The sequence below is a fragment of the Legionella shakespearei DSM 23087 genome, assembly GCF_000373765.1.
Lineage (GTDB): Bacteria > Pseudomonadota > Gammaproteobacteria > Legionellales > Legionellaceae > Legionella > Legionella shakespearei.
In genome coordinates this window covers 54,962-80,969 of the sequence record NZ_KB892426.1, presented here as the reverse complement: position 1 = coordinate 80,969, position 26,008 = coordinate 54,962, and the positions used below count along the sequence as shown (strand labels likewise).

Here is a 26,008-nt window from a genome sequence, read left to right as displayed (position 1 = left end):
GCCCTAAAAGCCAAGCCCGGCAGGGGGTTCCGAGAGATTGTGCCAGATTGGCAAAGACCGTACCCACTGAATTCTGGCACGGTTTGTAGCCAGGCTAAAAGCAACTGGCTCTTTTCACATCATTGTATTACCCCGATCTACGTCGTCCTGAGCGCGTCTTTTTGCGCGAAGGATCTCCTGAAAGCGGCATGGTGCCAGTATTTGGAGATCCTTCGCGCAAAAAGACGCGCTCAGGACGACGTAGATCGGGGAGGGGCATAGATCGGGGTAATACAATGATGTGTTAACGTGAACAATCCCGGTTGCAAGCAACCGGGCTACGAATCCGTGGTTAGAATGTGTTGCAAAGAGGCGTAAACCGGCTCAATTTCAGTATATTTCTGTTCCTTAGCCAACATATTTGCCAAAGTCGTTGGAATTGGAATACTAATATCCAACAAATCTTCAATCAGTTCATTAAACTTCACAGGATGAGCGGTTGCGGCAATGATCCATGGCTTTGTCTTATCCACAGAATGCAAACGATGATACGCAGTCGCGGTATGCGGACAAAGTATGTAATTGTATTTTTTGTAACAATCAATTAGTGCCGTTTTTATCTCCTCATCCTGAACGGACTCCACATCCATATTATTTTTAAATGCTACAAATGAAGGAAACAAATGAATCAACCGCTCAAGATTACTGGGATCGCCTACATCCATTGCATTAGCCAGGGTTTTTACACTGGGCGCAGGGTGATAAACCCCGCTGCTCAGATAATCTGACAATACCTTGTTGGCATTATTGGCGATGTGTATTTCATCTATAGGAAAACCGGCTTCTTTAGCCCAATAGCAGGCTGTGACGTTCCCCAAATTTCCGCTGGGGACTATGAAATTGGCCGGCTTTTTATGTAACTTCACCATTTGAATACTGGTATAAGCATAAAAAACCATTTGCGGTAACAAACGAGCTATATTAATGCTGTTTGCCGTTGTCAAAATATCTTGATTCTCAGTCTGTGCAAAAGCCTGTTTTACCAATTGCTGGCATTGATCAAAATTGCCGCTTATCGCAATGGCATGAATGTTATCGCCCCAACAGGTAATTTGCGATTGTTGTCTGAGACTGATCTTGTCTTTGGGAAATAAAATAATACCCCGTATGCCTTTTTTATTATGCAAAGCACTGGCCACAGCACTTCCCGTATCGCCTGAGGTAGCCACCAAAACCGTTGTTGGTTTTTGTAGTAAATGCTGCAGGCAATGGGCAAAAAAACGTGCACCGAAATCTTTAAAAGAGAGAGTTGGGCCATGAAACAATTCCAGGATATAAGTGTTTTCTGATAAAGAGTACAAAGGCATGGGAAAAGAAAATACCTGTTGGCAAAAGTTCCTGTCAATCAGCAAACTGCTTTCTTGAAAAAATGGAGCCAGCAAAGGTGCGGCAAAATCCGCCAGGTTTTCATGCTGATAAAATTCATCAACTGCATATTGAGGAAAACCTTCAGGAACATAAAGTCCGCCATCACGTGCCAAACCCAACCTAATGGCTTCATCTATGGATGCACTATCCTGTACTCTGGTGCTTATCAACTTACTCTTCATCAATCACCCTCGCTCATGAGGTATCCCCTCATAATTTTAATACGGTAAAAAAGATGTAAATAAACATGATGATCTTCGCAAGTAGCCCCTCCACCTCCGGGGGAGGGTGCCCGACAGGGCGGGTGGGGGGATCAAAAAGCAAACAACATAACCTATTGATAAAAGACTCCTTTGGATCCCCCCATCCGCCCTGTCGGGCACCTTCCCCCGTAGAGGGGAAGGCGATCCTGCATAGTTCAGAGTGTTTATCAATTATCAGGGGATACCTCCGCCCTCGTTCCGACTACCATGTAGCGCTTACTTAATATCAGTGACCCTTGCCCCTTCTGCTGAAATGCGTGTCAGGATGGCATCACAGGGTATGCCTGCCTTTTTAAATTCCAGGCTCATATGCTGAGCTACCCGCTCCGCTATACCTCTGGTTTTAGTGATAGCAAACAGTGTAGGACCCGAGCCGGAAATGGAGCACGCCAATGCGCCATACTGATAGGCTGCAGCCTTTACTTCATAGAATTGCGGTATTAAATGCGCTCGCATGGGTTCAATGAGTTCATCCACACAGGCTGATTCAAATCGTTCATAATTCTGTTCGTATAAAGCGCTGACAAGCGCTGCAATACGTGCATTTTGTTTGACAAATAAATCAAGCGTGACATGACGCTTTAACGCCGCCCTCGCCTCACGGGTATCCAAATGCAAATGCGGATGAATCAAAACGATATGTAAGGGTATTAAAGGCAACTGAATAATACGAACAGGTGACAAAGACTGCAGCAAAGTCATTCCGCCAAATAAACAGGGAATCACGTTATCTCCGTGTTTGGCGCCACATGCAGTCTGCTCGCCCTGCAAAGCAAATTCGATTAATTGATCTTTGCCCAGAGGACGAGTCAGAAAGTGGTTTAAGGCAGTCAAAGCAGCCACACTGCTGGCAGCAGAGCCACCGAGCCCTGAACTGACAGGGATGTTTTTCTTAATCAGTACTTTAAAACCTTGTTTGATGTTTAAGTAATCCAGCATGGCTTGCAGAGCCACTGTCGCAGTGTTCTTGGTAATGCCCAGGGGAATGGTTCCACTCTTGCCCACCTCTTCAATCACTAAGGTTTCGTCATTGGTTTTTATCAGAGTTAATTCATCGCCCAGGCCTTCTACAGCAAAACCCAGGATATCAAAACCCACAGCCATATTGGCGCTGGTGGCCGGAGCAAAAACACGGACGGAATGTAGATGATTGATCATAACATGGACGCCAATTTTAAAAGGTCTGCGAAAACGCCGGCAGCAGTGACATCTTGACCTGCTCCAGGCCCCTGGATAATTAACGGCTGTTTGTCGTAACGCCTGCTTTGAATCAGTAAAATGTTGTCGGTTCCAGTGGTGTTGGCAAAAGGATGGGATGCAGGGTAAGCATTTAATTGAATCATTATTTTGCCATTCTCGATAATACCGACATAAGCGACAGCTGCATTGTCCTGCACTAATTTTTTAATTTTATCTTCTATGGATTTTTGATGTTCGGGCAGTTTATTCAGGAAGTCTGTAATGGATACATCCTTTAACTCTTTTGGCACCATATTTAATAAAGTCACATCTTCCAATGCCGCATCGTAGCCCAGTTCACGTGCCAGGCAGACAAATTTTCTGGCCACATCAAGCCCGTTTAAATCTTCTCTGGGGTCAGGTTCGGTATAACCCAAATCATAGGCTTGCTTTACACTGTCTGCAAATGAAATGCCTCGCGCGCACTGATGAAATATATACGATAAAGTACCTGAAACAATGCCTTCAATACGCTTGACTGTATCACCTGTTGCGAGTAAATCCTGTATGGTTTTTATTACTGGCAAACCGGCGCAGACTGTTGTTTCATACAGATAATGACGATTGTTTGCTTGGACATGGCTTTTTAACTTTTTGTATTCCTCCAAATCAGAGGAATTAGCCTTTTTATTGGGGGTTACAATATGACAGCCCTGATCGATAAAGCTTTGGTATTGTTTAGCCACATCTGCTGATGAAGTACAATCAATGATAACTGCATGGGGAATTTCCGGGCTGGCCACATGATGGATAAAATCCTTGATGTTCTTACCCGTAGAATCAGTCGCCATGCTTGCTTGCCAGTCGTAAAGGTCAAAGGCTGTATCATAAAGCAGCATGGATTTGGAGTTCATAATTCCCCTCACTTTTAAATCCACATTTAATTCACTCTTTAACCGCAAACAATTCTTTTTGATTTGATCCAGAAATTCAGCGCCCACACCTCCTGGCCCAATCAATCCTATAGATAAGGTTTTCCTGGAAAGGTAAAAACCACCATGTAATACCTGCAAGGCACGCTGGGTTACTTTCTGATCAATGACGGCCGAGAGGCTGCGTTGCGAAGATCCCTGAGCGATGGCCAGAATATTGATATTTGCCTTATGAAGCATTTCAAAAAATTTGGCGGCAACGCCAGGCGTTCCACACATGCGATCACCAACAGCCGAAACAACAGTGCATTGATTCAGTAACGCTACATTCTGGATAATTCCATGTGCCAGCTCAAAATCGAATTCGTGTTTGATTTGTTGTACTGCATCTTCGCCCTGCTCTTCTTTGACCACAATACTGATGGAATGTTCCGAACTGGCCTGGCTTATCAAAATGACGGAAATATCTGCCTTGGCCAAAGACTGAAACAGGCGTCCGGCAACACCGCAAAGCCCCACTAAACCTGTTCCCTCTATGTTAATTAAAGCCAAATCACAAATGGAACTTAATCCTTTGATGATGATTGGTGTTTTTTCTGGCGTAGAACTGATTACCGTGCCAGGACTGTCCATCTTAAAATAATTTTTGATGTGGATGGGGATGTTCGCTTCTATTGCCGGTTGGACTGATTGAGGATGCAAGACTGATGCACCAAAATAGGCAAGCTCCGCTGCTTCCTGATAACTTAAATCCGGGATGGCAAATGCCGATTTAACCAGTTTGGGATCTGCAGAATAGATGCCATCTATATCCGTCCATTTGCAGAAATGCTTTGCTTTTATTAGTTTGGCAATGATGGCTGCGGTGAAGTCTGAGCCGTTAAAGCCGAGTAAAGCCCTTAATCCTCTGTTGTCGCGAGCGACAAAACCTGGTAGCACCAAAACCGGAGCATTAATGCCTTTCAAGGCTTTGTTCCATCGCTTTCTGGTTTCTTTCCAATCAATATGAACCACTCCTTCATGGAGTTTGACAGTAATAATTTGCCCTGCATCTATCCATGGAGCGGCTAATAATCCTGCGATGATCTTGCTGGACCAGTATTCGCCATAGCCTAATAGCCAGTTCTTTTGTTCTTCTGAATAGTCTCCTAACAAGGTGATGCTATGCAGAAGGGATATGATGTCTTCTTTGTCTTTGAGTATTGAATTCTGGATCTGTTCGTCATTGGTTAATTGCTGGTTTAATAGATAATGGGATTGGATCACTTCATCAAGATAAGGCATGTAGTTTTGGCGTTTGCTGGCAATACTTAAGCAATCGTAGAGTTTTCTTGTTGTTCCATTGGAAGCAGAAACTACCAAAATGCAGGGGGTATCCCTGACGATGCGATGAATTTGTAAATAATCGTCAACTGAGCGCAAACAACTCCCACCAAGTTTGTTGACCACAGTCATAGCATTGCTCAAATAATATCAGTTATTTAAGTTTAGCTTATTTAATAAATTACGGTATGTGTTGTAGCCCGGTCTGCTTGCAGCCGGGATCAAAGTGGTAATGAGCCCAGACATAACCCCAAGAGGATCCAGAGCGAAAGTCCGGAGCAAAAAATAAAGTACGTGCCAGTATAACTGTTCCGCTTCCTGACGGTCGCGGCTCGGTTTTCGTGCGTTCGCAGATGCTTCATCGTGCATCGGAAACCGAGCCGCGACCGTCAGGAAGCGGAACTTTTGTTGCAGCACAGAACCACTGTAGCCCGGTCTGCTTGCAGCCGGGATCGAAGTGGCAATGAACCCTGACATAACCCCAAGAGGCTCCAAGCGAAAGTCCGGAGCAAGAAATAAAGCACGTGACCGTATAACTGTTCCGCTTCCTAACGGTCGCGGCTCGGTTTTCGTGCGTTCGCCGATGCTTCATCGTGCATCGAAAACCGAGCCGCGACCGTCAGGAAGCGGAACTTTTGTTGCAGCACAGAACCACTGTAGCCGGGGCATCCTTCATTGTCCCCGATCTACATCGATCCCGGCTGCAAGCAGACCGGGCTACGCTGCAATCAATCGCTCACCAAAGGCTTTAAATACTCCATTGCCTTCTGAGCATATTCCAAAGGGGGGGCTTTGGCTGGATCCTGTTCTGCTTCTACGATCATCCATCCTTTATACTGATATTCCCTGAGCGCATTCAAAACAGGGGCAAAATCGATACAACCATCACCTGGAACGGTAAACACCCCGGCCCTGACTGCATCCATAAAATTCATCTGCTCACTTTCTACCTGTTGTAATACCTCAGCACGAATGTCTTTAAGATGGACATAACGAATTCGCTCACCGTATTTTCTGACCAAACTCAAGGGATCAACTCCCGCAAAAACAGCATGTCCTGTGTCAAGCAACAGGGAGAGCAAAGCTGGGCTAGTATGTTCCATGAGATAATCAATTTCATTTTCTGAATACACCCCGGTTCCGGCATGATAGTGATACACAAGGTTCATCTGATGATCATGAGCTATTCGTCCCAAAGTATGTATGCCCTGAATAAGACTACGCCATTGCGTTTCAGAAAATTCAGGCTTATGCGGACTTATAACGGGTAAATCAGCTCCCTGAATAGCATGTCCACATTCGCAAATATTAATAAACTCAGCCCCCATAGCCTTCATAAAACTCAAATGTTCAAGAAAACGTGACAAAGTTTCATCATGTCGTTCGGATTCAGTAAAATAAGTACTGAACCAGGCACTGGATAACTGCAAACCCTGATAACTTAATGCTTCTTTCAATACGGATATTTCGCGCGGATATTTATTACCTAACTCAGTTCCTGTATACCCGGCCCTAGCCATTTCACTGATGCATTGTTCAAAACTGATTTCTTTACCCAGGTTTGGATCATCATCATTGCACCAGTTAATAGGTGCTATTCCCAGTTTTATATCCATCATTATTCCTTAATACATTTTCGTATATTTAACCTGCTCTTCCATTGCCTCATGAGCAGCAAGCACCGCGTCTGATTTAGACACCTCAGCAACCCCAACCCGCCACCAGGTCTGATAACCATGACTCATGGTTTTCGGTAAAACAGGTACCACAATCACCGAGGTTTGTTCCTGCGCTTGTGCCTGTTCCAGAGCAGAACCCAATTGTTCATAAGATTCAGCTAAAAAGGTTTTTGCCCCAAGGCCTGCAGCATAAAGACAAAAATCTACAGGCAAGTAATTACCGGTTAACCTGTTCGTCTGGGCGTGCCTGTAACGAAACTCATTGCCAAAGCCCTGACTGCCATTTCCTTCCTGTAAATTGCGGATACACTGAAAGCCATGGTTATCAAAAATCACTACTGTTATTTTCTTATGTTCCTGAATACTGGTTAACAGTTCAGAGTGCATCATGACAAAACTGCCATCACCGACCAAAACATAAACCTCTCCGGGCGAGTTGCCTTTGGCCAGACGAACGCCTAAACCTGCGGCTACTTCATAGCCCATGCAGGAATAGGCATATTCCAGATGATAATCTTTGGGCTTTTTCGATTTCCATAAACGATGCAAATCACCAGGTAAGCTCCCTGCAGCACCAATGACTACATCATCAGGTTTTGCAAACTGGTTGATCATCTCTAAAACAGCTGTTTGATGCAAACCCGTACTTTCTTTCGGGGGCGAACATACCTTGGCTCTCTCCAGAGACCATTCGCGCTGATATTGTTGAATCAAGTGTTGATAAGATACCGGAGTCTGATACGTCCCAAGTTTCAGGGAAATCTGCTCAAGCCCTGTTTTTGCATCGCCTTTCAGCATCAAGGCATTCATTTTCATTGCATCCAGACGTGACACATTAAGATGAATGATCTGACATTCGGGATTTTTAAACCCCCATTTCGAAGCGGTGGTAAAATCCTGCAGTCTTGAGCCTACGACAAGTAATACATCAGCCTGTGCAGCCAGGCAATTGGCTACTTCAGATCCTGTAACACCAATGCCACCTGCATTCAGAGGATGCTCCGCAGACAAGCTGCTTTTACCTGCCTGAGTTTCTGCAACGGGAATAGCATGACGTGTTGCAAAATCCGCCAGACACTCCGTAGCAAAAGAATAATGCACCCCACCGCCAGCAATGATCAAAGGTTTTTGGGCATGGCGCAACAAGTGAACTGCTGCCGCTACGGCACGCTCACTTAAGGCATCCCTTTCGATATGCCAAACCCTTTTTGCAAAAAAGGAACTGTCGTATTCAAAAGATTCGGCCTGAACATCCTGAGGCAGGCACAGGGTCACAGCTCCTGTTTCTGCCGGATCAGTTAATACTCTCATAGCCTGCATACAGGCTGTCACTAATTGTTCAGGGCGACTGATTCGGTCCCAATATTTACTTACGGGTTTAAAACAATCATTGACTGATATTGAATAATCATGAGGAACTTCAAGTTGTTGAAGAACAGGGTCTGGCTGTCTGCTGCTGAAGATATCGCCGGGTAATAAAAGTAATGGAATACGATTGGTGGTCGCTGTGGCTGCAGCCGTGATCATATTGGTAGCACCTGGTCCTATTGATGAAGTGCAGGCCAGGATACCTAATCTGTTTTTTTGTTTTGCATAAGCAGTAGCGGCATGGGCCATTCCCTGTTCATTATGTCCCTGATAAAAAATCAGGCCATTACTATCGTATTCAAGAGCTTCACCTAAACCCGTTACATTGCCATGGCCAAAAATACCAAAAACACCGTGAACAAATTGCTGCTCTTGTCCGTCTATAGCCACATATTGATTAGCGAGAAATTTTAACAAGGCCTGAGCCATGGTAAGTTTTATTTTCATTACAGCCGCTCCGTTATGTTACATATTAAAAATCCAGTTTAAATCTCTTTCGATTCAACTGCGTTGTGCGATTGGGCTTCGTACTGCAAAAAAGTTCCGCTTCCTGACGGATCCGCGTCGTCCTGAGCGCGTCTTTTTGCGCGAAGGATCTCCAAATACCGGTAATGTGCCAATTTCAGGAGATCCTTCGCGCAAAAAGACGCGCTCAGGACGACGCGGATCCGTCAGGGAGCGGAACAGTTAAGCTTTCTTACAATTACACCACAGATGAAATATTGAAAACCCTTTTGTTTGCTTTGACTGTGCGGGTCCATTCATGTTCCTTTTTAAAGGTAGGGACCAAATAAGGATTATCCTGTAAGTGGCGGATAAACCAGAGCGTATAAAGCGCATAACCCGGAGCTGCGCAGTGGGCGTGTTCAAGGCCTTTGCCAATTTGATAGGTATCGTAATGCTCTATTCTTAACACTTCTTTGCCCTGCTCACCAAAGGCATAACCTTGCGGTTCCGAAAAGCGGTAATGATAAATTTCCGGTTGCTCGTGCTGATGTGATGGATAACTTGACCAACGCCCCTGGAAGGTGATGATTTCGCCGACCACCAGATTGGACTCAGGCCTGTTACGTTTGTCAAAAACGGTTCTCACAATGCGGTACGAAGTGTCATCCAGCAGATCTTTACCCCTGTTATCCAGCTCGACAAGATTAAACTCATTAAATAGCATTGGTTTAAATTGTTTCTCATTCGCTGTTTCAATCACTAAAACCTCACAATCAGTCAAGGCACTGACTGACGCAATTTGGCCTTCCGGACAATGCAGCACTATAGGTGACTGGGAAAAATAATCACAGCGCTGTGCCTCAATGCTTTGCCCATCAAAATCAAACAAAACTTTGCCCGTCATCAATAAAGCCGCAAACTCATATTCTTTGGTGAAAAAATGCTTTTGTCCCATGGCCAGTTTCAGAGAACTGAAATTCATCCCCACATCCGGCAGGGAATGCTCCATACTGACTATTGCATTCAAGCCTTCTGCAAAACCCTGCGGATTTTTAATCAGAGCCTGAGGTTTTATTGGAGCAGTACCCTGCTCATGCAATCGGTTAAGACGGGTACTGTTCCAGACGTCAGGATTCTGATCATAGTGCTCAATAAAATAATCGAGTTCCTTTTTAAAGGGAATGGCGGGCGCGCAACCATGGCGGGTTACTACCAAAGCACCGCAAGCATTGGCATAGGTTGTCGCTAGCTCCCAGGATTTGCCTTGCAGTAAACCGGATAATAAACCGGACATGAAGCCATCCCCTGCTCCCAGCACATTTAAAACAGGCACCGGATAGGGTTTAGCTTGCAAAGAGGGTTTGCCATTGCCAAAACACACTCGAGCCCCCTTTTCGCCGGATTTAATTACCAAGGGCACAGAAGTAAGCTTTCTGATATTAGCCAAAGACTGTTCAATATCATCAGAGCCGCCGGCAATACACAGTTCTTCTTCAGTTCCTACTAGCAAATCACAAAAAGGCAAAATCTCCTGATAACTCTGACTCACTCGCGGGCTGTGGCAGTAACGGGATTCGCCATTACCCGCAGCAGTTAGCCCCCAAAGTACGGGACGAAAATCCAAATCAAGTATTACTGCAGTTTCAGCCTTTCTCGCAGCCTGTACCAAACTTAATGTGGTCTCTTTCATTGCCTCTGTAGACAGACCAGTACCAGTAATCAAAAATGCTTTACTGCTACGTAACGTATCCGGACTGATTTGCTCTGCCTTTAATTGCATGTCAGCACAGTCTTTACGATAAAACATCAAAGGGAATTGATCAGGCGGTTTAATACCCAATAAAACAAGGCCAGTCAAATGGTTCGCTGTTTCATACAACAACTCGGTATTAACCCCCTCACGCGCCAGTTCCGCCTTTAAAAACATCCCCATTTCATCCTGCCCAACACAGGAAAACATCATGGTGTTCAAACCAAGGCGTGCGGTGCCTACTGCAATGTTTCCCGCACAGCCTCCCAGATATTTTTTAAAGCTCTGGACGTCTCTTAAATTGCTTCCTACCTGCTCAGCATAAAGATCTACGGCGACTCGTCCCATGCAAATTAAATCAATAGGACGTTGCTCGTCATAATAAAATACAGGATGGTTCATACACACCTCAATTCACTGCGACAGGTAAACCGCTTTCCAGCGAACGCTTTGCCGCTTTGGCAATACGCAAGGCTTGCAAACCATCCTCACCCGATACAGGGCTTGCTTTATTATTTGCCCAAGCATCATAGAATGAATGCAGTTCAGTCAGATAAGCCTGCTGATAACGTTCCAGGAAAAAATACTGTGGATTGGCCTGAGCCGTAGTCTGTGATGAATAGTGCATTACAGAATGTTGCAATTGATTTGCGGCCAGCAACATACCTTTCTGGCCAAAGACTTCAACACGTTGATCATAGCCATAAACAGCCTGTCTGCTGTTATCGATAATCCCCAAAGCACCATTGGCAAAACGCAGTTGAATCAGTGCGGTATCCACATCATTAAAGGCTTCAAAATCGGGATTAATTAATACAGCACCGGTTGCATATACTTCAACGACTTCAGACTGAGTAACAAATCGTGCCATATCAAAATCATGTATGGTCATGTCCATGAAGATACCGCCCGATGTTGCACAATACTCCTTGCTTGGGCAAGCAGGATCACGAGAAGTGATTTTAACGATATGAGGTGCACCCAATTCACCTTCCTGTACCCTCTTTTGCAAATTGGCAAAACTGGGATCGAAACGGCGATTAAATCCTAATTGCAACAGCGTTTTGTTAGCCTCAACAACCTGCAATGCGGAAACAATTTCCTCTTCATCAAGACCTATAGGCTTTTCACAGAAAATGGCTTTGCCCGATTCACTTGCCGCCTTGATTTGTTCCAAATGCAAATGCGAAGGAGATGCAATAATTACGGCATCCAAATCAGGGTGAAATAAAACGTCTTCAACTTTAGTGGATAAACAGGAAACAGACAACTTATCGCCCCACTGTTGGTCCAGTTGCGGATCCGCTACGACCCGTAAATCAAACTGTGGCAAATGATACTTGATATTCTCAGCGTGCAGCTTGCCAATTCGTCCTGCACCCACTATTCCTATACGACATGTTTTATTATTCATTTTTTAATCCATAATAAGTTCAAATTCTTTTGTTTTTGCTGACGTGGATAAAGGTTTTCCTATATCCCTGATTTTTTTACCGGCCATTAAATTTGCTTCAATTTTCTCCAGAGACACTCCTGTGGTTTCAGGAATAAAATAATAAACAAAGACAAAAGCCAGGAAGCACAGCAGGCCAAACAGGGAAAAGGTAATGACTTGTCCATAAGACTGATAAATGGAAAGAAAAGAAAGGGACACGATAAAATTGGCCGCCCATTGCATGACCGTTGCAATACTCATCGCCATTCCACGCACCTGTAAGGGATAAATTTCCGAGATTAAAACCCAGAACAGAGAGCCTACGCTGATGCAATAACCCAGAACGTACACAGAAAAAGAAGCCAATATCCAGAATTTTTGCCCGTGTACTGGATGATTGAATAATAAGCTGACCATAAACAGGCTGATTGCTGCAATTGCAGTTCCGCTTAATAATAAAAATCGTCTTCCCAGTTTATCAATGTAAAATAAAGTTACTATGGTGAAGAGGAAATTAATCACGCCCATGCAAAACGTTGCGAGAATCGCATTTTTTACTGGGGAAAAACCTGCCGATTCAAAAATCACTGGACCGTAATACATCACGACATTAATACCTGAAAACTGCTGGAACAGGCCAAGGATAATGCCTACCAGCAATACAGAAAGAATAGGTATTTTAAACAGCAGACGGTAACCGGTTTTGCCAGTGTTTAAAGTGGCGTCTATCTCATCCAGTTCGTGATGAAGGTTATAATGTTCCGGTCGGATTTTCTTTAATGCCTTTAGAGCTTCGTCTCGGCCTTTATGCTTCATAATCCAGCGCGGAGAATGGGGTACAAAATACATTCCTAAAAATAAAACCAAAGCAGGTACACTTCCAATCCAGAAGAGAAAGCGCCAGCTGGTTGCCGAATAATCATGAAACAGATAACCAATCAGATAAGCAATGGCTTGCCCCAGTGTGATGGTTAAACCATTAATTAAAATAAGCGTCCCCCTGCGATCGGGCGGAGCTATTTCCGCTATAAATAAAGGAGCGATATAAGAGGCAATGCCTATGCAAATGCCAATGATAAAACGGCCTGATAACAAGGTGTAAAATTCCTGAGCCAGGGCGCATAAAGTAGTGCCGGCGATAAAACCCAAAGCCACTGATTTTAATAAAAAGCGTCGGCTAAGCCGGTCGGCAAACAAGCCACTTAGAGGAATACCCAAAACACAACCCAGTATGCTGATACTGACTACCTCAGCCCACTGCCACTCGGAAAGATTAAGCTGCGTCACCACCTGATCTTTCACATCAGCAATCACGCTGGAATCAAAGCCAAAAAGAAACCCGCCAAATCCGGCAATCAGTGCAACGAGTAATACAAAAGAGTTCATTCCCTTATTCATATAACCTTCTATCCCTGAAATACGACAAAGCGGGAGGATGTTATCACTGTCTATTGTTAAAATGAATGGGATTATGGATATTTCCCGTATTACGCTATCGCTACCACGTTGTCCTGGGAACTGAGATCGGAGTGAGTTCTCTGGATCCCGCGGACAAGCCGCGGGACGGCGGAGTATCGGGTTATGCTTTTCCCGGATTCACGTCGTCCTGAGCACGTCTTTTGGTGCGAAGGAGCTCCAAATACTGACACCATGCCACTTTCAGGAGATCCTTCGCGCAAAAAGACGCGCTCAGGACGACGTGGATCGGGGAATGGCAAGATGTGTAGAACAGGCGGTAGCCCGGTCTGCTTGCAGCCGTGATTGGGCGTACTCCGATCCCGGCTGCGAGCAGACCGGGCTACAGACTGTGCCGGAATTCAGATTTACGCTCTCTGCAACGTTGGCACAATCTCTCGGAAAGCCCTTGACCTAAGCGTGTCTTTTAGGGCGTTGTGCGCAGGGACGCGCACACCGACCGCATGGATGCAGGTTTCCCTAAAAGACACGCTTAGGTTAAGGGGTTTCTTGCGCAGGACTTTTGCATTGGTACTTCTTATAAAGTTCATTGCCACTTCAATCCCGGCCGCAAGCAGACCGGGCTACCGCCTCGTCCAAGACCTTGAGAATTTTATCCTGTTAGTGATTTAAGTGGGCAAGTCACTCCTACTGCTGCAAAGGCCTCGATAACACTGCGTTTATCGTATTTTCTGTCTGCCGTTGCCTGGATTACACCACAGGCGGCGGGGTCAAAGTGGGTGGCGGGTGTCCAGTATTTTATGTTGGCGTCGACCATCACCTGAAAAGCTTTTCGTACCGACCAACCCGGCTTGTTTGCTAATAAGTAAAAGGCTTTATTGAATACGCCGCTGGAATGATGGACGTTTAATCCTTCATAATAAGAACTGGCATTATCAATGGACTCTCCATCTTGCGTGGGGTTATCCATATAACGTATGGCCTTACTGCCGATCATTGCTTCACGCCCTATAGACCAGTCACGACCGTCCCAATACCAGGGAAATTCCTGGCGCAAATAATCCTGCATTGCAATGGATGCCATATCGGAAAAAGATTCATTAATTCCACCTGAATGCCCCTCATAAACCAAATTGGAATGCAGACGAGTAAAGTTATGTGATAACTCATGAGCAAGGGTTCCCTGCGCTGGCGCGGTTAAAAAAGTATCGCCATCACCAATTACTATTTGCTGATGCATAATGTAGATGCCTTTTATTTTAATTGACGGCACTGCAAAGGCATTATCAAAATGTTTAATGTGAGTGTAAGCGCGTAAAGGTAAATCATTCCCCAATGGCTTGGCTATGCCATAGTGTTTCTTGTACATATCCAAAGTAACGCCTGCGAAATACATGGTGTCGTTTATTGCTGAAAAACTGAAATTCGCAGGCGCACTTCCTCCGTCATTACGATTCACGTAATGAGTTTGCTCACTACAAGGATAAGAAAAAACCGGTGGTCGTTTAAAAAATTCCACGACACTTAAAATGGGGAATGAACCTTTATCAATATCCGTTTGTTCCGTATTAATAACTTTTATTTCAGGAGTTTCTACATAACAGGTAGTACCGCTGACCCTGACATCAAACTTGCCCAAAGCGGGAATTTCTCCCTGAGAAGTACCGTGTTGGAACAAGCCGCCACGATATGGCAGTACAAACACATTCCCGCCAAGACCTTGCCCTATCCTTTTATGATTTAAATCATCCCACTGCTTGAGGATTTCACCCGAATCCGCATCAATAATATAATTGGGTGAAGCAACAAAAGTGTCGGGACTATTAGTATAGATCCGCAAGTGATACGCCAGATGTGCTTTTTTATTCGTATCAATATAAATCACTTTTTCTATATTTTTATAAATAATTGTATCGTGAATAGTGGCTAATATCTTTTTCTCTACTTCATCAGCAGAGCGTTTCCCTTCCAGACTGTGAATGTCCTTTTCAATTTCCAGAATATCCACACCAGTGAAAAAGTCACTTTTATCCTTTTCCTTATGCAGGATAAGCTGACGTCCCCAAATGGGAATATCTTTATAATAAATTTGATAACGGACTGCTCGCGGATCAGTATCAGACGCAGATTCCACAGGTTTCAATTGATAGTTTTGCGACACTGGAACAGCGGCCTGGATTAACGTTTTTCCCGAAGCCTTGGCATCTGTTAATGAAAACAGACGAGATTTTCCCCAGACCATCCGCTCTGATACAGCCAATGCATTACAGCTGACCAGAGATAACATGAATAATGGAACAATTTTTTTATTCATAAGAGCCATCCCTGTTGTTTAAAATTATTTGACCTGCGCCATATAAGCAGACACCGCTTCCGCCATAGCTTTGGCCGAATGTTCCTCTCTTCTGAACCAAAGCTCAGGTTCTATCATTTCCAGTTCTGACAGACACAGTTTGCCCTGATTATCCCACATCACATCAGCACGGGCATACACTGGCAAGACATCACATTGCGCTATTGCATGTTCAACAAACTCTCTTTCTTCTTTCGATGCAGTATAGTCGTGCAAAGTGCCACCAAAATCATCCTGAACCCTGAAGTCGCCTGATTTTACTTTCTTTAAAACCGCATGGCTGTATTTACCGCCAAAGACCATAAAAGACACTTCGCCTTTAGACACAATCTGCTCCTGAAACTCCTGAAGCAACATGGATTCACTGCTGATTAATTGTTGAAATACATCCTGATACTGATCTGCTGAAGCAGCATCCAAAAGATAAGTATGGCGAGCTGCTCCCGCAATAGCCGGTTTTAATATGGCTTTATTCCAACCGGTTTGCAGAACCCTATCTTTCAAACTGCTCAGCTCACCTTTCTCCAAAAAAACGGTAGGAGGAATATTCACTCCTTTTGCGCGCAAGTCGCCGAGGTAATGCTTATCCATATTCCATTGAATAACAGAATAAGGATTTATAAAGTGAATCTGGTCTTTTTGATTGTTTAGCCAATGATGAAACTCATTAAAACGATGAAAATAATCCCAGGTAGCGCGAAACAAGGCAAAATCCGCATTACTCCAGTCAAACTGACTATCATCCCATGAGGTACGAGCCACCTTAAATCCCTTTTGCTCGAGAGCAGCGGTTAACAGGCGGTCTTCTGTCAATATATTATCTATGTATGCTTCTACATGGTGAGGATTCACATATTCCTTCTGAGTCAGAAGTACTATGTCATAATGAGGTGAAGGCATGAGATAAAATCCATTTTTAACCGGGCAATGAGTTTAAGAATACTGATCTTTCTAACTCAAATCCATAGGTACAGCACAGATAATCACCCTTATAACAATTAATAGCCACTCTGTTTAATATGTTGAGAAATATGATAAGATAATTTTATTTTCTGACGAGATTAAATTTATGTTTCAAAATGCCATAGTACGCACACCCGCCTCATCGTTGATTCATGGGTTAACTACCTCGTCAACACTTGGCACACCGGACTATGGCAAGGCACTGATCCAGCATCAGCACTATATTGATGCCCTAACGCGATGTGGTGTGGAAGTGACCGTATTGCCCGCCCTTGAAAATTACCCTGACTCCTGCTTTGTTGAAGACGTCAGTTTGCTGACCAGCAAATTTGCTCTGCTCACCCGACCAGGCGCACCCACCAGACAAGGTGAAGTCAGAGAAATTGAAACAACAATCCAACATTTTTTCCGTGACCACATCTCGCGTATTACCGCTCCAGGCACTTTAGAAGCAGGCGATGTTCTGCAAGTGGAGAATCACTTTTACATAGGCTTGTCCGCCAGAACCAATTCCCAGGGTGCAGAGCAAATGATTCGGGCGGTTACCCAATACGGTTATACTGCTTCTACGGTATCTTTAAATGAGTTTTTGCATCTTAAAACGGGCGTAAGCTATTTAGGTGAAGGTTATGCTTTGGTTAGTGGCGAGCTCGTTGACCATCCGGATCTTGGCCAGTTAAAACAAATAATAGTTCCTGCTCAGGAAATGTATGCAGCCAATTGCATTGTCATCAATGGAACCGTACTTTTGCCTCAAGGCTATCCGCAAACTCTGAAAGAGATAAGCGCGCGAGGCTTTCCAGTGATAGAGCTGGACGTGAGCGAGTTTAAAAAAATTGATGGCGGTTTAAGTTGCCTGTCTTTGAGATTCTAAATGAGAAAATATTTATCGGTATTTAGCCTAACCCTGATTACTGTCTGCTCCGTAGACAGCATACGTAATTTGCCGGCAGCAGCTTTGGCTGGCAGTCAGTTGTTTCATTATTTTAGCCTCGCCCTGATTTTTTTCCTTTTGCCCTGCGCCATTGTTTCGATCTGGTTTTCCAGTCAATCGCAACAAGGAGTTTATGGCTGGGTAAAAAAAGGAATGGGGAAGAATTCAGCCTTTATGGCCATATGGTTTCAATGCGTACAAAATGTATTGATTTATCCAACCTTACTAAGCTTTATTGCAGGCACCCTTTTATACAGCATCTCGCCTGCCCTGGCTGAAAATAAACTGTGGCTTTTTACTATTATCCTGACTTTAATCTGGGGGTTAACCTGGATCAATTTGAAAGGAATTCAGCTTTCCAGCCGCTTTAATTCCTTTTGCTCTATTACCGGATTATTAGTCCCTTTCACTATTATTATAGTGATGGGATTTTATTGGTGGCTTACCCAGACAACAGACAATCAAACCATTCTTCCTCAGGCTTCCTCTTATTCCTGGACTTCTCTGACAGCAATTATCCTGTCTTTTTGCGGGATAGAACTGGCAGCGGTGCATGCTGAAGAGAGTCAGCCGGGGGCTTTTGCCAAGGCGGTTATTATTTCTGTCTTTTTAATATTTTTTTCCATGTTGTTTGGTTCTATCATTCTGGCCATGATTATTCCGCCTCAGCATTTAAGTTTTATTAGCAGTATTCCGCAATTAATCCAACTGTTTTTTACAAAAATGCATTGCGAACATTTTGCGTTTATTATTAATGGACTCATTGCCATTGGTTGCATAGGTGCTGCGAATAATTGGCTTATCGCCCCAATTAAAGGGCTTGGTTTTGCTGCTGGTGAAGGGTTTATTGATGTAAGCCTGACCCGACTCAATAAGAATAAAGCTCCAGCCAGACTGCTGGTTTTGCAGGCAATTTGCGTGTCAGTAATCAGTACTTTGTTTTTGATCATCCCAACCATCAATGCGTCTTACTGGATCATGCTTAATGCCGCCACCCAAATTAATTTATTGATGTATCTTTTGCTCTTTATCAGTGCAATTAAACTGGTATGGTCGAGCACCCTTTCAACGCGAGTCAAGATATTAATTCCATCGGGACTTGGCGTGTTTGGTGTTATGGTTGCATTATTAGTGAGTTTGACGCCTCCACCTTCCTTACAATTTGAATCCAAGGTAGCTTATGCCCTGTGGGGTGGTTTGTTTTTATTGGCTATGACCTTGATTCCGTTATGGGGGCAGAGAAGGGTTACGGAAGTAACAACGTAGAGTTGATAGTGCCGGGGGATCCGCCAGGAATAAGCGATTGATTTATCCAGTCGTTACTTCGCTGCCGTTCGGGCTGAGGAGAGGCGGTAGCCTCGTCTCGAAATCTTAGCACCGTGCCAAGGCTTCGAGACAGCGCTATCGCGCTTCCTCAGCCCGAACGGATCGAAGTAAACACTAGCTCAAAAAACTTTCTTATCCGAAACTCACGTTAACTTAATTGCAGTGCCGCTCAGGAAGAAAGCCCCTCAAATACAAGCTTCCTCAGCTCGACTATACTCATATTAAGAACCCGTCCGGAGTTATGATGAAATTTTCTCGTGCCATGATGGATAAAGCGGTTGCAGAACACATTATTACCGAAGAGCAAGCCAATAATCTTATTCAGTTTTTAAAAAACGAGCCCGGACAGGAGCCGGGATTCAATCTGACCAATGTGCTGTATTATTTCGGCGGCCTGGTAGCCATTGGTGCAATGACTTTGTTTATGAACCTGGGTTGGGAAATGTATGGCGGTTGGGGGATATTATTTCTTTCTGTGGCCTATGGAATTCTTGGCCTTGGTCTGAGTCATCAACTAGATCAAAAGGGATACATCATCCCTGCGGGTATCTGTGCCACTTTTGTAATTTGCCTTACCCCTTTGGCGATTTATGGATTTCAACAAGGCATGGGCTGGTGGCCAGACAATACGGTCTATCAAAACTATCACACTTATATAAAATGGCACTGGATTTTCATGGAGTTTGGGACACTGATAGTCGGTATCATTTTAGCCTGGATTTATCGTTACCCATTTATGATTATGCCTATTGCTGTAACCTTGTGGTATATGTCTATGGATCTGGCTTATATGATAGGTGATGGCCATTATAGTTATGAACTGGGCGCTATAGTGTCTATGTATTTTGGATTAATCACTGTGCTCATTGCCTTTTGGGTTGATGTACGTTCCAGTAATTCAGCAGATTATGCCTTTTGGCTTTACATCTTTGGAGTAATGGCATTTTGGGGTGGCATGTCGTCACAAAATTCAGACAGCGAGTTATCCAAGTTTTTCTATCTGTGTATTAACCTGGTCATGATCCTGGTTGGGGTTCTTTTGAGCAGAAAAGTATTTGTTATTTTTGGTGCTTTAGGCTCTTGTTTTTATCTGGGTCATCTGGCGTTTAAAGTTTTTGCATCAAGCTATTTCTTCCCGGTTGCTTTAACCGCTATAGGTTTTGGTATTATTTATCTGGGTATTTTATGGCAAAAAAATGAAGCCTGGTTAACCCATAAAATCCGCTCGATACTGCCACAGCCTTTGCAAGATCTGTTACAAAACAGAGACAGTATGGAATAGGAGCACAGAGGACATGAATGAGTTTAAAAACTTTAAAGAATTTTACTCTTTTTATTTGTCACAGCACCGCAATCCTGTTTGCATAAGGCTGCATGTCATTGGTACTTCTCTGGTGATTATCAGCCTGTTTCTCTTTTTGGTGACCCAAAACTTCTGGTGGCTGATACTAGCCCCCGTGTTTGGCTATGGCTTCGCCTGGGTTGGTCATTTTGTTTATGAAAAGAATAGGCCTGCGACTTTTAAATATCCTCTCTACAGTTTGCTTGCCGATTTTGTGCTGTTCAAAGAATTTTTCTGGGGGAAATAGCTGCTGTTGTTATGCTCACGGCAAGACAAAAAATCTGTGCCAGTGCTTCGAGACGGCGCAAAAAGACGCGCCTCCTCAGCACGAACGGATTGTGCGAGGGCGAAAAAAGTTACGGTTTTATTCAGAACTGATGTTCACTCGAAAATAAGGGTTTTATTATCTCATCCCACCCACCGGACCGTTCGTGCTGAGGAGGGGTGGGAACCCTGAGTGATCCTCTCATATTGAGTACCACTCAGAACTATGCAGGATCGCCTTCCCCTCTCCGGGGGAAGGTGCCCGACAGGGCGGATGGGGGGATCAAAAAAGGAGTTTCTATCAAATAGACCATGTTGTTTTAGACCTTTTTACCTTAAATAAGTTCTCTTTTTGATCCCCCCACCCACCCTGTCGGGCACCCTCCCCCGGAGGTGGAGGGGCTACTTGCGATGATCATCCTGTTTATTTACATCTTTTTACGAGATTAAAATTATGAGAGGAGCACTCAGGGTGGGAACCCCGTCTCGAAGCATACATCAGGGCAAAAATCTGTGCCAATGCTTCCGTCCTCCTCAGCACGAACGGATCGTGCATGCTCAAGAAGTTCCTTTATTATTCAAATTTGACGTCAAGTATGTATATTGGCACTATAAAAATGTAAAATGAGAAAACACTTATCCATTTATACGAGTACCTTTGTTCTCTTTTAAAATAGCTCTTTTTGCAGGCAATGATTTATCTACCATGGTATGGCTCAATCATTTTATGAAGTTGAAGCCGGAACATTGGCAAATCAACATCTACTCAACAGGTACGCCGGTTACAAAGCGTTGTGCCTTGCTGCGTCAGTACCATTATTTTGAACGCGATATTTTGCCGGAATTACACGCACGGTTTGATAAAAGACCGCTTGTAGAAGATGCCATGTGCGTTTCACCTTATCATTTGTCTCGCTTACATCATGTATCCTGGAAGGTAGTGAATAATCTCAATACCCCCTCTTTTTTAGATGAAATAAAAAGCGAGGAATTTCATGGCGCGCTCTCGGTACGCTTCCTGAAAATATTCAAACCTGATTTTATAGGTCTGTTTCAGGACAAATTCTTATGGAATCTGCATGCCGGAGCATTGCCGCAATTTCGCGGCGTGATGCCACTATTTCGGACTATGAATCAAGGCTTGCCGCAGACTACCTTAACCCTGCATCAGATTGATAAAGGTATTGATACAGGCTCTGTAGTCACTTCCATGTCCTTTTCAAGAGATAATAGCCTCTCTCTTCTTGAATCCACCTGCGTTAACGCGATTAAGGGTGCGGAGATGGTGTTAGACACCCTCGAAAAGCGGGTGCAGGGAACTTTAGAATTAAATCCTCAGCCGGTATCAATTGGCACTTATCCTTATAATACATACCCTACTCATGAGGAAATTGTCGGTTTCAAAAATTCGGGGTTAAAAATGCTTCCTCAGTCTCCACTGGCCTTTATTTTAAAGCAATACGGCTTTTCTAAAACGGAATTGGGGTTGGGTGATACTAAGTATTCATTATTTGACACAAGGAGAAGATGCTCTCTTGAGTTCGAGTCGCTGTTTCCTCAATACAAAGCGTGAACGCTTGCTTTCCAGGCCTCCGGGACACTGCGCTACTCCACCGTACCGCGGCTTGTCCGCGGTATCCAGAGATCTAAGTTCGGAGTGAGATTCCTGGATCCCGCGGACAAGCCGCGGGACGGCAGAACTTAATGGCAGAGACCTCCAGGGATAGACCGTGTCGAAATAAAATTTTCTGATCTATTTACTTCCAAATCGTCTCAGATCAGTGTTAGATTGATAGGGTATTGTTCAAATGGATTTGAGGAGTAATGATGCGCACTATAACTTATGATCGATGCCTTCAAGCGACAAAAAATGGAGTATTTCGTTTTGCTGAGCTCAGCACTGGCTCACTCACATATGATGATCTGTTATTCGTAGCAGACTATTTACGAAGGACAGATGTAAATGCCATAGACGTATCCATGGTTATCACTAAAGAAAATGTTTTAGGGCTACAGGCATTAAGCCAGGTCATTTCACAAAAAGAGCACTTAACCCATCTGACCTTCAGAGCGTTTCATACCGAGCTTCATCTGGAACGCAGTGAAAATATTCTTGAAAGCATCATTAATTATTTCAGTAACAAGTCGGTTAAAAAATTTAATAAATTGATTTATGAAGCCATGCTGACCATGGTGGATAATAAACCACATCTGCAAGGCCTGAACATCGATTTAATGCCAGTTGAAACTCCGCTTGATAAAAAGAAAGTTTATAAATTTGCCAAATGCATTCAAAATTACCCTCTCTCTTCGCTGAGTTTGAATTTTATGGTCGCAGAAAATGCAAAACTGCCTTTGTTGAAAAAGGGAGCCAACCAAACCCTGACCCATCTCAAATTACAAAGAATGGCATTTGGCCGTGATGTGTTTAACGTGCTGCAACAGACCAATGCACTGCAAAGCCTGGTCATTGAAGACATGAAGTTCCAGGAAAAAGATTTTCAAAAAATAGATACCCTCCTTAAAAGAAATAAAAAACTCGAACGTTTGACATTATCCCAGACAAACCTTGGACAAATAGACTGCAGCCCTCTTTTTGACTCGCTTAAAGAGTGCACTGCACTTCGTAAACTGACTTTAGCTGAGAATAATTTAAGCTTCTTAAACAGTACGGAGTTATGTAATTATCTCGCCGCAGCACCCAATCTTGCAGAACTGGATCTGCATGGCAATGCCTATATGGCACCTGATGCCATACGCATAGCGCACTCATTGGCAGGAAGTACCCAAATCAGTCGATTAATTGTCGATGGGAACTACATTGAGGATGATGGATTACGGGCGATAATTGACATGGTGCATGCAAAAAAACAATTTAGCGCGCTGTCTATATCGCATACGTTCCGTTACCAGCCTTCGGATGAAACGATTGAACACTTATGTGCTCTGTTCCGCGATCCGGAATGCCAATTAAAAGAATTCAGCTTGTTACAAAAGCTCCCGCCTTCGCAACTGAAAAAAGTATGTGATGCCATCCTGGATAATAAAAGCCTGACTCAGGCCAATATCAAATATAATTTCGACAGCATATCAGACATTATTTACAAAATTAAAATCCAGTCTCACCTGGATGGACTAGATCCCTTAGAATTTGATCCTGCTTTTTTAGATATGGATGATGAATTAGAGAAACCCTCCGAAGCCAATCAACAAACAGTTTCAGTGAAGAATTTGGCAGATACTTTTTTCTCTTCACCCAAGGAGACTAGCCCTGAAGAGGAAGGAGAACTGACAAGCCAAAATATGTCATGCCAAAATACTCCATAGACGCATGATTTACGTCGTCCTGAGCGCGTCTTTTTGCGCGAAGGATCTCCTGAAAGCGGCATGGTGCCAGTATTTGGAGATCCTTCGCGCAAAAAGACGCGCTCAGGACGACGTAGATCGGGGGATGTAGAAGAATAGGAGATTGCACGGTACCACTCTCACTACAAGCTCCTATCCCGGTTGCGAGCAACCGGGCTACAATCAGCCTCGCATTATACTGATTCATTAACAATCAATTGACAAAATATTTACCATAATGATACAATTGCCAACAGAAATCATTGAGGAATCATTATGCAATATAATCTCAAATCCACAGGTAAACTCGATCATTTATTCGATCTACTGGCTTTTTTAAGCGCGGATGAAATGATGCTCTTTGATCCGGAACATAAGGTCATCAGTGAATACACACCTGGTAGAACAATGGCTGTGACTGGCAAGTTTTCCAAACTCGGTGATGTGCACGATAACCTCTGCTTTACAATTGAAGATCTAAGAGATAATCAGGGTTTTCAAGATTTGATACGGGATATTCTCATTAATGACAGATATGCATTTCTTACTGATGGCAAAATGGTTTCACATAATGACTTAGAGGATATTCTTGCTCGTGTTTCACAATTATTCCCCAATCAACGAGAAAAGAATGGTGCCGAATTTCTTATCTGTAAACTCATAGGTTTACGGATATATCAACAGATCAAATATGACAATATTCCCTTTCCCTATGCAACTTATACAGACGCAGAGTGCGAACGTGATTTTTTTGCTTTAATGTCTAAAATCAATGAACTAAGCAATAACCCTGAAATCAGAGCAGAAAATACTAAAATGGTTAACCTTGGCGGAATGGGGCAAGGGCAGATAGTATCTGACAATGAAATGCACCAGTTACGTGCCAATACAGCGCGAGATAATCGTAAGACCATCGTAGAGAAATGGTCAGATATATCAATACACAGCAGGATAGCCAGTGAACTGAGAATTAACATCACAAATTACCGTAAACGCAAATCACCTACTCTGGAGTTGTCAGTAGATTATTTCCGCAAACAATTATTTAGTCATGAAGGGGTTTCACAGTTTACGCCATTGACCGTCCCGCACATGATAATGGAAATACAAAAGCGCGCACAAGCGGAAGGCGGAGAGAATAGCAACGCTCAAATCAGAAGAGTATTGGATCTGTGCGCAGGCTGGGGAGACAGGTTGGTAGGCGCATTAGCTACCGCTGCAACAGACAGCATGCAGGATTCAGTTCACCTTGAATCCTACACGGCAACAGATCCGAATCCATTACTGCATCCTGGTTATCAAGCTATTATTGAGCGCTATAAACCACATGATTTCAGAGCTGTTGTTTATAATGCACCAATGGAGGATTTAACCCCTGATCAATTGAAACCCAATAATCTCAGACAAGACCTGATGTTAACCTCCCCACCCTATTTCACTACGGAGAGATATTCAGGCCAAGGACAGTCACATCAACGATATCCGACTTATTCTCAATGGAGGGATGGATTTCTTTATAAACTGGCAGAACAGTCCAGGAATGCATTGGCGGCAGGCGGCTATATGGCAGTTTACGTGGGTAAATCAGGAAAATTCGATATACCTGCTGATCTTAAGACGTATCTTGGTTCCAAACCCGAATGGCGCTTAAAACCAGGTTACAGTTCTTCACTGAAAAGCACCGAATTTATTGTTGCTCAACTCGTTGGGGCAACCCCTGTACCGGCACAACTTATTTCTCCTCCTTCAGACCTGCAATTGCCATTTAAAAAGAGAAAGTTCGGTACGGTTGCTAATAATGAAACTGCTGCTCAGGCCGCTGCGGAAAACGCGGTACCGACAGGATTGATAACGGATCGCCCGCAGAACGAATTGCCATTAAAAAAGAGAAGGTATGGCTTGTTTGATAATAACAGGGCAATTGATAATTCAAATGAAAAGAAAGAAGGATTGAATTTATCTCTGTAACAAATAGAAAGATTTGCAGCCCGGTCTGCTTGCAGCCGGGTTGTGCGTACTTCGATCCCAGCGGCAAGCTGCTGTCTGTTCTACACATCTTTGCTCTTACCCGATCCACGTCGTCCTGAGCGCGTCTTTTTGCGCGAAGGATCTCCTGAAATTGGCACATTGCCAGTATTTGGAGATCCTTCGCGCAAAAAGACGCGCTCAGGACGACGCAGATCGGGTTGGCTCGTAAAGGATTTCCGCCGTCCCTCGGCTTGTCCGAGGGATCCATGGGTTCAGAGCAGAAACACTGTCCCTGCCAGTATAACTGTTCCGCT

At 43.9% G+C, this 26,008-nt stretch carries 17 protein-coding genes; 7 read left to right on the top strand and 10 right to left on the bottom strand.

The features are described from left to right. Positions 1 to 317: 317 nt before the first annotated feature. The 10 genes from thrC to B094_RS0112570 all read right to left on the bottom strand — a co-directional run bounded on the left by thrC (position 318) and on the right by B094_RS0112570 (position 16,452). Entirely contained in the window at positions 318 to 1,589 is a 1,272-nt protein-coding gene (gene thrC / locus B094_RS0112625; RefSeq protein WP_018578176.1) for a threonine synthase, read from the bottom strand. Positions 1,590 to 1,886: 297 nt separating this feature from the next. Beyond that, a complete protein-coding gene (locus B094_RS0112620) occupies positions 1,887 to 2,828 on the bottom strand; it encodes a homoserine kinase (protein ID WP_018578175.1) in 942 nt (313 codons plus the stop codon). Further along, positions 2,825 to 5,236, bottom strand: coding sequence for a bifunctional aspartate kinase/homoserine dehydrogenase I (gene thrA / locus B094_RS0112615; protein ID WP_018578174.1), 2,412 nt, complete (start codon positions 5,234 to 5,236; stop codon positions 2,825 to 2,827). The genes B094_RS0112620 and thrA overlap by 4 nt, the downstream gene beginning before the upstream one ends. A 596-nt stretch (positions 5,237 to 5,832) precedes the next feature. Then, complete coding sequence (gene iolE, locus B094_RS0112605; RefSeq protein ID WP_018578172.1) at positions 5,833 to 6,720, bottom strand: myo-inosose-2 dehydratase; 888 nt, start codon at positions 6,718 to 6,720, stop codon at positions 5,833 to 5,835. A 9-nt stretch (positions 6,721 to 6,729) separates the two neighbouring features. Continuing rightward, positions 6,730 to 8,598, bottom strand: a complete 1,869-nt coding sequence (gene iolD / locus B094_RS0112600; protein WP_018578171.1) for a 3D-(3,5/4)-trihydroxycyclohexane-1,2-dione acylhydrolase (decyclizing) — start codon at positions 8,596 to 8,598, stop codon at positions 6,730 to 6,732. 256 nt (positions 8,599 to 8,854) lie between these two features. Continuing rightward, entirely contained in the window at positions 8,855 to 10,750 is a 1,896-nt protein-coding gene (gene iolC, locus B094_RS0112590; RefSeq protein WP_018578169.1) for a 5-dehydro-2-deoxygluconokinase, read from the bottom strand. A 7-nt stretch (positions 10,751 to 10,757) separates the two neighbouring features. Further along, on the bottom strand, positions 10,758 to 11,762 hold the full coding sequence (iolG, locus tag B094_RS0112585) for an inositol 2-dehydrogenase (RefSeq protein ID WP_018578168.1): 1,005 nt from the start codon (positions 11,760 to 11,762) through the stop codon (positions 10,758 to 10,760). 3 nt (positions 11,763 to 11,765) lie between these two features. Continuing rightward, a complete protein-coding gene (locus B094_RS0112580; RefSeq protein ID WP_018578167.1) occupies positions 11,766 to 13,181 on the bottom strand; it encodes a sugar porter family MFS transporter in 1,416 nt (471 codons plus the stop codon). A 670-nt stretch (positions 13,182 to 13,851) separates the two neighbouring features. Beyond that, on the bottom strand, positions 13,852 to 15,513 hold the full coding sequence (locus tag B094_RS0112575) for a M4 family metallopeptidase (protein ID WP_018578166.1): 1,662 nt from the start codon (positions 15,511 to 15,513) through the stop codon (positions 13,852 to 13,854). A gap of 24 nt (positions 15,514 to 15,537) precedes the next feature. Then, positions 15,538 to 16,452, bottom strand: a complete 915-nt coding sequence (locus B094_RS0112570) for an ATP-grasp domain-containing protein (protein WP_018578165.1) — start codon at positions 16,450 to 16,452, stop codon at positions 15,538 to 15,540. 169 nt (positions 16,453 to 16,621) lie between these two features. Here B094_RS0112570 and B094_RS0112565 point away from each other — a divergent pair, with 169 nt between their 5' ends. The 7 genes from B094_RS0112565 to B094_RS17365 all read left to right on the top strand — a co-directional run bounded on the left by B094_RS0112565 (position 16,622) and on the right by B094_RS17365 (position 25,694). Then, the gene (locus tag B094_RS0112565) at positions 16,622 to 17,389 is read left to right on the top strand and encodes a dimethylarginine dimethylaminohydrolase family protein (protein ID WP_018578164.1); all 768 of its coding nucleotides are present in this window, start codon (positions 16,622 to 16,624) and stop codon (positions 17,387 to 17,389) included. Then, on the top strand, positions 17,390 to 18,715 hold the full coding sequence (locus B094_RS0112560; protein WP_018578163.1) for an APC family permease: 1,326 nt from the start codon (positions 17,390 to 17,392) through the stop codon (positions 18,713 to 18,715). It abuts the gene before it with no gap. Positions 18,716 to 19,019: 304 nt separating this feature from the next. After that, positions 19,020 to 20,057, top strand: a complete 1,038-nt coding sequence (locus B094_RS0112555; RefSeq protein ID WP_018578162.1) for a hypothetical protein — start codon at positions 19,020 to 19,022, stop codon at positions 20,055 to 20,057. A 13-nt stretch (positions 20,058 to 20,070) separates the two neighbouring features. Further along, positions 20,071 to 20,364, top strand: coding sequence for an Mpo1-like protein (locus B094_RS0112550; RefSeq protein ID WP_018578161.1), 294 nt, complete (start codon positions 20,071 to 20,073; stop codon positions 20,362 to 20,364). 675 nt (positions 20,365 to 21,039) lie between these two features. Beyond that, a complete protein-coding gene (locus B094_RS0112545; protein ID WP_018578160.1) occupies positions 21,040 to 21,954 on the top strand; it encodes a formyltransferase family protein in 915 nt (304 codons plus the stop codon). Between the two features lie 251 nt (positions 21,955 to 22,205). Next, positions 22,206 to 23,708, top strand: a complete 1,503-nt coding sequence (locus B094_RS0112540) for a leucine-rich repeat domain-containing protein (protein ID WP_155823883.1) — start codon at positions 22,206 to 22,208, stop codon at positions 23,706 to 23,708. 294 nt (positions 23,709 to 24,002) lie between these two features. Beyond that, complete coding sequence (locus tag B094_RS17365) at positions 24,003 to 25,694, top strand: SAM-dependent methyltransferase (RefSeq protein WP_018578158.1); 1,692 nt, start codon at positions 24,003 to 24,005, stop codon at positions 25,692 to 25,694. Positions 25,695 to 26,008 lie beyond the last annotated feature (314 nt).

Excerpts from the sequence above, each read along its gene's own strand:
- B094_RS0112620 (WP_018578175.1), bottom strand. The coding sequence starts at position 2,828 with ATGATCAATCATCTACATTCCGTCCGTGTTTTTGCTCCGGCCACCAGC.
- B094_RS0112580 (WP_018578167.1), bottom strand. The coding sequence starts at position 13,181 with ATGAATAAGGGAATGAACTCTTTTGTATTACTCGTTGCACTGATTGCC.
- iolD (WP_018578171.1), bottom strand. The coding sequence starts at position 8,598 with ATGAAAATAAAACTTACCATGGCTCAGGCCTTGTTAAAATTTCTCGCT.
- iolE (WP_018578172.1), bottom strand. The coding sequence starts at position 6,720 with ATGGATATAAAACTGGGAATAGCACCTATTAACTGGTGCAATGATGAT.
- B094_RS17365 (WP_018578158.1), top strand. The coding sequence starts at position 24,003 with ATGCAATATAATCTCAAATCCACAGGTAAACTCGATCATTTATTCGAT.
- B094_RS0112570 (WP_018578165.1), bottom strand. The coding sequence starts at position 16,452 with ATGCCTTCACCTCATTATGACATAGTACTTCTGACTCAGAAGGAATAT.
- thrA (WP_018578174.1), bottom strand. The coding sequence starts at position 5,236 with ATGACTGTGGTCAACAAACTTGGTGGGAGTTGTTTGCGCTCAGTTGAC.
- B094_RS0112565 (WP_018578164.1), top strand. The coding sequence starts at position 16,622 with ATGTTTCAAAATGCCATAGTACGCACACCCGCCTCATCGTTGATTCAT.
- thrC (WP_018578176.1), bottom strand. The coding sequence starts at position 1,589 with ATGAAGAGTAAGTTGATAAGCACCAGAGTACAGGATAGTGCATCCATA.
- iolG (WP_018578168.1), bottom strand. The coding sequence starts at position 11,762 with ATGAATAATAAAACATGTCGTATAGGAATAGTGGGTGCAGGACGAATT.
- B094_RS0112550 (WP_018578161.1), top strand. The coding sequence starts at position 20,071 with ATGAATGAGTTTAAAAACTTTAAAGAATTTTACTCTTTTTATTTGTCA.
- B094_RS0112555 (WP_018578162.1), top strand. The coding sequence starts at position 19,020 with ATGAAATTTTCTCGTGCCATGATGGATAAAGCGGTTGCAGAACACATT.
- B094_RS0112575 (WP_018578166.1), bottom strand. The coding sequence starts at position 15,513 with ATGAATAAAAAAATTGTTCCATTATTCATGTTATCTCTGGTCAGCTGT.
- iolC (WP_018578169.1), bottom strand. The coding sequence starts at position 10,750 with ATGAACCATCCTGTATTTTATTATGACGAGCAACGTCCTATTGATTTA.
- B094_RS0112540 (WP_155823883.1), top strand. The coding sequence starts at position 22,206 with ATGATGCGCACTATAACTTATGATCGATGCCTTCAAGCGACAAAAAAT.
- B094_RS0112560 (WP_018578163.1), top strand. The coding sequence starts at position 17,390 with ATGAGAAAATATTTATCGGTATTTAGCCTAACCCTGATTACTGTCTGC.